At 72.3% G+C, this 7,399-nt stretch carries 5 protein-coding genes and 1 pseudogene; all 6 read left to right on the top strand.

Going from position 1 to position 7,399, the window contains the following annotated elements; all coding sequences use genetic code 11:
- On the top strand, positions 1 to 627 hold a 627-nt coding region (locus NON22_RS17515), incomplete at its 5' end, for a TolC family protein (protein WP_257388233.1).
- Positions 624 to 1,874: an efflux RND transporter periplasmic adaptor subunit gene (locus tag NON22_RS17510; RefSeq protein ID WP_257388232.1), complete on the top strand. Its 1,251-nt coding sequence runs from the start codon at positions 624 to 626 to the stop codon at positions 1,872 to 1,874. The genes NON22_RS17515 and NON22_RS17510, both read left to right, overlap by 4 nt.
- On the top strand, positions 1,864 to 5,067 hold the full coding sequence (locus NON22_RS17505) for an efflux RND transporter permease subunit (RefSeq protein WP_425507997.1): 3,204 nt from the start codon (positions 1,864 to 1,866) through the stop codon (positions 5,065 to 5,067). The genes NON22_RS17510 and NON22_RS17505 overlap by 11 nt, the downstream gene beginning before the upstream one ends.
- A gap of 140 nt (positions 5,068 to 5,207) precedes the next feature.
- A complete protein-coding gene (gene lexA, locus NON22_RS17500; protein ID WP_257388231.1) occupies positions 5,208 to 5,834 on the top strand; it encodes a transcriptional repressor LexA in 627 nt (208 codons plus the stop codon).
- 2 nt (positions 5,835 to 5,836) lie between these two features.
- Entirely contained in the window at positions 5,837 to 6,469 is a 633-nt protein-coding gene (imuA, locus tag NON22_RS17495) for a translesion DNA synthesis-associated protein ImuA (protein ID WP_257388230.1), read from the top strand.
- Between the two features lie 169 nt (positions 6,470 to 6,638).
- Positions 6,639 to 7,399 (top strand): annotated as a pseudogene (locus NON22_RS17490) (hypothetical protein); the annotation flags it as partial.

The following is a 7,399-nucleotide window of genomic DNA, read 5'->3' as shown; positions in this document are numbered from 1 at the left end:
CCGCCGAGCGTGCAGGCGCCGAGCCTGCCGGCCGTGCCCGACTTCGCCGCGATCGCGGCCCTGCTCGACTCCACGCCGGACCTCGCGCGTTTCGCCGACGAGCGCCGCGTGCGCGAGGCGCGCCTGCAGCTCGCGCAGAGCGAAACCGCGGCCGACCTGAGCTGGTCGGTCGGCGTACGCCGGCTGCCCGGCGGCGACTGGGGCCTGCTCGGCGGCGTATCGCTGCCGCTCGGCGCAACCGCGCGTGCCGAACCCGGCCGGCGCTCGGCCCGGGCCGAGCTCGCCGCACTGGAGCTCGAACGCGAATCGGGCGAGCTCGGTCTCTACGCGACCCTGTCCGAAGCGCAAGCGCGGCTGGCCGGTGACGTCGCCGAAGCCGTGCAGCTGCGCGACGAATTGCTGCCGCGCCTGCTGGCGGCCGAACGCGCGGCCGAACAGGCCTACCGCGCCGGCGCGCTGAGCTATCTCGAATGGGCCCAGCTGCAGGCAGAAACGACGGCGGCGCGACGCCGCGAGCTCGAACTGACCCTGCAGGCGCAGCGCCTGCTGATCGAGCTGCAGCGCCTGACCGCCCAACCCTTCACCGATGCGGCCGCGACCCGCGCCGCCCAGGACGACCCGTCATGAAATCCTTTGTGCCCAATCTGATCGCCGCCGCGGCGCTGCTGCTCGGCGGCTGCGGCGGCCGCGGCGATGCGCCGGCGCCGGCTCACGAACCCGCCGAAGCCGGCGGACACGCCGCCGGCGAAGCGGCCCGCGGCGCTCACGGCGGCCGTCTGCTCGAGCGCGACGGCTATGCGGTCGAGCTCGCGATCGCCGAGGCCGGCACGCCGCCGCGCTTCCAGGCCTGGTTCTACCGCGACGGCAAGCCGCTGCCGCCGCAGGGCCCGCTGCGCGTGACCCTGCAGCGTCTCGGCGGACGCAGCGAAACGCATGAATTCAGCGTGCGCGGCGATTCGCTCGTCGGCAGCGCCGAAGTCGCCGAGCCGCATTCCTTCGACGTGCGCGTCGATGCGACCGTCGAAGGCAAGACCCTGCGCTGGGACTATCCGAGCTACGAAGGCCGCACCACGATCGCCGCGGCCATCGCGCAGGAAGCCGGCATCGCCACGGCGCCGGCCGCTGCCGGCTCGATCCGCGACGAGCACGAGGTGCAGGGCCTGGTCACGCCGGTCGAAGGCCGCCACGCGCGCATCGTCGCGCGCTTCGCCGGCCCGGTGCGCGAAGTGCGCGCGAGCGTCGGCGACGCGGTCCGCGCGGGCCAGGTGCTGGCCGTGGTCGAGAGCAATGTGAGTTTGTCCAATTATTCCGTCACGGCGCCGTTCGCCGGCACGGTGCTCGCGCGCAATGCCGCGGCCGGCGACCTCGCCGGCGAATCGCCGCTGTTCGAGGTCGCCGACCTGTCCAGGCTCTGGGTCGATCTGCATCTGTTCGGCGCCGATGCGGGCCACATCGTGCCGGGCCTGCCGGTGGAAGTCATGCGCCTGACCGACGACGCGCGCGCGACGACGACTCTGGACCGCGTGCTGCCGGGCACCGCGACGGCGAGCCAGAGCACGGTGGCCCGCGCGCGCATCGACAACGCCGACGGCCGCTGGCGTCCGGGCGCCGCCGTGCGCGCGCGCGTGACCGTCTCGGTGGAGCCGGTGGCGCTGCTCGTGCCGCTCGCGGCGCTGCAGAAATTCCGCGACTGGGACGTCGTGTTCGTGCGCGTCGGCGACGTCTACGAAGTACGCCCGCTGAAGCTCGGCCGGCGCGACGCGCTCAACGTCGAAGTGCTGGAAGGGCTCCAGGCCGGCGACGACGTCGTCGTCGCGCAGAGCTACCTGATCAAGGCCGACATCGAAAAATCGGGTGCCGGCCATGACCACTGAACCCGCGGGCCTGCTCGAACGCCTGCTCGGCCTCGCCGTGCGCCGGCGCTGGCTCATGCTGCTGGCGACCCTGGCGCTGGCCGCGCTCGGCGTCTGGAGCTACGGCCAGCTGCCGATCGACGCGACGCCTGACATCACCAACGTGCAAGTGCAGATCAACACCGAAGCGCCGGGCTATTCGCCGCTGGAAGCCGAACAGCGCGTGACGTTTCCGCTCGAGACGGCCCTGGCCGGCCTGCCGAAGCTGGACTACACGCGCTCGCTGTCGCGCTACGGCCTGTCCCAGATCACCGTCGTGTTCAAGGACGGCACCGACATCTATTTCGCACGCCAGCAGGTCGCTGAACGCCTGCAGCAGGCGCGCGCACAGCTGCCGGCCGGGCTGGAGCCCGAACTCGGCCCGGTCGCGACGGGACTCGGCGAGATTTACATGTATACCGTCGACAGCCTGCCCGGCGCGCGCCGGCCCGACGGCCAGCCGTGGACGCCGACCGACCTGCGCACCGTGCAGGACTGGGTCGTGCGGCCGCAGCTGCGCAACGTGCCCGGCGTGACCGAGGTCAACACGATCGGCGGCTATGCACGGCAGATCCACATCACGCCGGATCCGGCCAAGCTGGTCGCCTACGGCCTGCCCCTGCAGCAGGTGCTCGACGCGGTCGCCGCGAACAACCAGAACCTCGGCGCCGGCTACATCGAACGCAACGGCCAGCAGTACCTCGTGCGCGTGCCGGGGCAGATCGCCGATCTCGACGCGCTGCGCCGCATCGTGCTCGACCGCCGCGACGGCGTGCCGCTGCGCCTGCAGGATCTGGCCGACGTCGGCGAAGGCCAGGAGCTGCGCACCGGCGCGGCGACGCAGAACGGCAGCGAGGTCGTGCTCGGCACCGTGTTCATGCTCGTCGGCGAGAACAGCCGCCGCGTGGCCCAGGCCGTCGCGGCCAGGCTCGAGGACATCGCGGCGAGCCTGCCGGCCGGCGTCGTCGTCAACCCGGTCTACGACCGCACGAGCCTCGTAGACCGCACGATCGCGACCGTGCGCACGAACCTGCTCGAAGGCGCCCTGCTCGTCATCGTCGTGCTGTTCGTGCTGCTGGGCAATCTGCGCGCGGCGCTGATCACCGCCGCGGTCATTCCGATCGCGATGCTGATGACCTTCACCGGCATGGTGCGCGGCGGCGTGTCGGGAAATCTCATGAGCCTCGGCGCGCTGGACTTCGGCCTCATCGTCGACGGCGCCGTCATCATCATCGAGAACTGCCTGCGCCGCTTCGGCGAACGCCAGCAGGAGCTCGGCCGCACATTGACGGCCGCCGAGCGCCATGCACTGACGGCGCAGGCCAGCGCCGAAGTCATCCGTCCGAGCCTGTTCGGCCTGGGCATCATCACCGCGGTCTACCTGCCGGTGTTCGCGCTGACCGGCATCGAAGGCAAGCTGTTCCATCCGATGGCGCTGACCGTCGTCATCGCGCTGAGCGCGGCCATGCTGCTGTCCCTGAGCTTTGTGCCGGCCGCCGTCGCGGCGTTCCTCGGCGGCCGCGTGCGCGCGCACGACAGCCGCGCGGTCGCCGTGCTGCGCCGCTGGTATGCGCCGGCATTGGACTGGTCGCTGCGGCTGCGCGTGCCGGTCGCGCTCGCCGCGCTCGCGCTGGTCGCCGGCAGCGGCGTGCTCGCGCTGCGCCTGGGCTCGGAATTCATACCGGGCCTCGACGAAGGCGACATCGCGCTGCATGCGCTGCGCATCCCCGGCACGAGCCTGAGCCAGGCCGTGACCATGCAGTCCACCCTGGAAGCGCGCATCACGCAGTTTCCCGAGGTCGAGCGCGTGTTCGGCAAGCTCGGCACGGCCGAGGTCGCGACCGATCCGATGCCGCCGTCGGTGGCCGACACCTTCATCATGCTCAAGCCGCGCCGCGACTGGCCCGATCCGCGCAAGCCCAAGGCCGCGCTCGTGGCCGAGATCGAACGGGCCGTCACCCAGCTGCCCGGCAACAACTACGAGTTCACCCAGCCCGTGCAGATGCGCATGAACGAGCTGATCTCGGGCGTGCGCGCCGACGTCGCGGTCAAGCTCTACGGTGACGACCTCGACACGCTCGTGGAGGTCGGCCGGCGCATCGAGGCGGTCACGCGCACGGTCGCCGGCGCGGCCGACGTCAAGCTCGAACAGGCCACCGGCCTGCCGCTGCTGACCATCACGCCCGATGCGGCCGGCCTCGTGCGCTACGGCCTGAATCCGGTCGCCGTGCAGCAGGTCATCAGTACGGCCGTCGGCGGCAAGGTCGCCGGCCAGTTGTTCGAAGGCGACCGCCGCTTCGACCTGGTCGTACGCCTGCCCGAGGCGCTGCGCAGCGATCCGGCGCGCCTGGCCGACCTGCCCGTGCCTCTGGACGCGAATGCGCACAGTCATGCGGATCTCGACGAAACCGGCGGCGGCCGCGGCCTCGCGGCGACGCCGCGCACCGTGCCGCTGCGCGAGCTCGCGCGCATCGACTACGCGCAGGGGCCCAACCAGGTCAATCGCGAGAACGGCAAGCGCCGCATCGTCGTGACCGCGAACGTGCGCGGCCGCGATCTCGGCAGCTTCGTCGCCGAGCTGCGCGAGGCCGTCGCCGCGCGCGTGCCCCTGCCCAGCGGCTACTGGATCGGCTACGGCGGTACGTTCGAGCAGCTGATCGCCGCGAGCCGGCGTCTGGCCGTCGTCGTGCCGCTGACCCTGCTGCTGATCGTCGGGCTGCTGGTCGCCGCGACCGGCTCGGCGCGCGATGCGCTCGCGATCTTCAGCGGCGTGCCGCTGGCGCTGACCGGCGGCGTGCTCGCGCTGTGGCTGCGCGGCATTCCGCTGTCGATCTCCGCCGGCGTCGGCTTCATCGCCCTGTCGGGCGTGGCCGTGCTCAACGGCATGGTCATGGTCGCCTTCATCCGCAAGCTGCGCGAGCAGGGCGAAGCGCTGGACGCGGCCATCGTGCAGGGCGCGCTGGGCCGGTTGCGGCCGGTGCTGATGACCGCGCTGGTCGCCTCGCTGGGCTTCGTGCCGATGGCGCTGAACGTCGGTCCGGGTTCGGAAGTGCAGCGGCCGCTCGCGACCGTGGTCGTCGGCGGCATCCTGAGTTCGACCTTGCTGACCCTGTTCGTGCTGCCGGGGCTGTACCGGCTGCTGGCCGGCACGCAGCGGCGCGCAACCGGCGCCTGAAACGCACCGGGCCCTGCCGGTGCGGGCGGCGCTGCCGCCTTGCCGGCAGGGCCGCATCGCTGCGCGGACGGCGGCCCGGCAAATCGCGGGCAGGCCGCAGCCACTTGCGCCGGGCCGGCCGGATACGTACATTCGTACGCATGCGCCCCGACCCCGCCCTGACCGCCAACCAGCAACGCGTGCTCGACTATATCGCCGAGTACGTCGCCGAACACGGCAGCGCACCGAGCCTGCGTGACATCGCCGACGCCCTGAACCTGCGCAGCCACAGCTCGGCCCAGGACTACGTCGAGGCGCTCGTGCGCAAGGGCGCGCTGGAACGCCTGCCGCAGCATCGCGGCCTGCGCCTGCCGCGCCAGGCCGACCATCAGCGCCCCGTCTTGCGCGAACTGCCGCTGGTCGGCCGCGTCGCCGCCGGCGTGCCGATCCTTTCCGACGCGAACATCGAGGCGCGCTATGCGATCGACGCGGCGCTGTTCCGGCCACGCGCGGATTTCCTGCTGCGCGTCGTCGGCCTGTCGATGCGCGACGCCGGCATCCTCGACGGCGACCTGATCGCCGTGCACCGCACGCCGACGGCGGACGACGGCCGCATCGTCGTCGCGCGGCTCGACGACGAGATCACGGTCAAGCGCCTGCGCCGCGAGCGCGACCGCCTGCTGCTGCTTTCGGAAAACCCGGATTTCGCGCCGATCGAAGTCGATCCGCGGCGCACGAACGCCTTCGCGATCGAAGGCCTCTATGTCGGCGTGATTCGTCAGGGATAACCATGCCTAGCCCTTCTGCGTCCGGCCTCAACGAAGTCCTGCGCCATCCCGGCATCTGGCGCCGCTCGTCCACGGCCGCACCGATGCTGCGCACCCAGGCCACGGGCTGCGCGGAGCTCGACAGCCTGCTGCCCGGCGGCGGCTGGCCGTTCGGCGCGCTGTCGGAAATCCTGCTGACCCAGGACGGCCTCGGCGAGCTGAGCCTGCTGCTGCCGGCCCTGGCCGAGCTGACCCGACGGCGCCGGCGCGTCGTCTTCGTCGCGCCGCCGTACATACCCTACGCGCCGGCACTGCAGGCCCAGGGTGTGGACCTGAACTTCGTCACGCACATCCAGGCCGATACGGCCGACAGCAGCTGGAGCGCCGAGCAATGTCTGCGCTCCGGCGGCTGCGGCGCCGTGCTGTGCTGGCTGCACAAGGCCGACTATGCCCAGCTGCGCCGGCTGCAGCTCGCCGCGGAAACCGGTGCGACCCTGGGCTTCGTGTTCCGTCCCGCGGCGGCCGCGCAGAACCCGAGCCCGTCGGGCCTGCGCCTGCTCGTCGCCAATGACAGCGAGACCACGCAGATCGAGGTGCTCAAATGCCGCGGCGGCCTGGACACGCGCCGCGACACGCGCTTGCGATGGAACGGCTGAACCGCGCGTCCGCGCGGCACCGGTCCGATCCGGCGACACGGGCCGGCGCAACGAACGTGCTGCGAATCCGCAGCACCCGGTAGCCCTCCGCGCGCGACGGCGCTGTCGCCGGCAGTCGACGGCGTACGGCGCGCGCGGAGCGCGCTCCCGCCGACGTCAGGAGAACGCCATGACCGCATCCGCCGCGCACGATCGGCGCATTCCGGCAGCGGCAACGGCAGCCGTGACAGATCTGACCCGACGCACCGCCGCCCCTGACGCGTGCGGCGCGTCAGCGGTCGCTTGCAGTCGCTCGCCCCTGCCCGCGATTGAAACGGGCGACGACGGCGGCAGTCGATCCGGTATCCGCAAAGCCACGATGGCGACGGCGCAGACTGACGACGCCGGCTTCTCACCGGTCTCTCGCGCCCTTCCAAGCCTCGGCCTCGCGCATCACGCCGTCGCGTCCACACCTCCGGCCGACCGATGGCGTGCGAGCGGCGACGGTTCCGGCGCCGTCACGGGCGACCGACCCGCCGCACATTCCACGGACACGGCCACAGCGCCGCCGATCGTCGCCGCGGCGTACGCCGCGGCCGATCGGCATGGCGGCATCGCCGCACCGCATCGCCGCAGTGGCGGCGTTTCCGCGGCGCCGCCTGTCGCAGCTTCTGCGCCAGCGCCGTCGCACCGTCCGCCCGACATCGCTCTCTCCTCCTCCGCTCCCATCGCATCGCCGACCCCCGACACCGTGCTCTGGGCCTGCTTCCAATTTCCTGCGCTGCCGCTGCATGCCGTGTTCGCGGACGAGGCCTCGGGCGAACGGCCCTGCGCGCTCTACGAAGGGCCGCGCCAGCGGCCCGTCGTCGTCCATGCGAACGAGGCCGCGCAGGCGCGCGGCGTGCGCCCCGGGCTCGTGCTCGCGACGGCGCGGGCGCTCTGCGCCGAGCT

Source organism: Tahibacter caeni (genome assembly GCF_024609805.1).
GTDB classification, from domain to species: domain Bacteria; phylum Pseudomonadota; class Gammaproteobacteria; order Xanthomonadales; family Rhodanobacteraceae; genus Tahibacter; species Tahibacter caeni.
This window is presented reverse-complemented; position numbering and strand designations above follow the sequence as displayed.

Excerpts from the sequence above, each read along its gene's own strand:
- NON22_RS17510 (WP_257388232.1), top strand. The coding sequence starts at position 624 with ATGAAATCCTTTGTGCCCAATCTGATCGCCGCCGCGGCGCTGCTGCTC.
- imuA (WP_257388230.1), top strand. The coding sequence starts at position 5,837 with ATGCCTAGCCCTTCTGCGTCCGGCCTCAACGAAGTCCTGCGCCATCCC.
- lexA (WP_257388231.1), top strand. The coding sequence starts at position 5,208 with ATGCGCCCCGACCCCGCCCTGACCGCCAACCAGCAACGCGTGCTCGAC.
- NON22_RS17505 (WP_425507997.1), top strand. The coding sequence starts at position 1,864 with ATGACCACTGAACCCGCGGGCCTGCTCGAACGCCTGCTCGGCCTCGCC.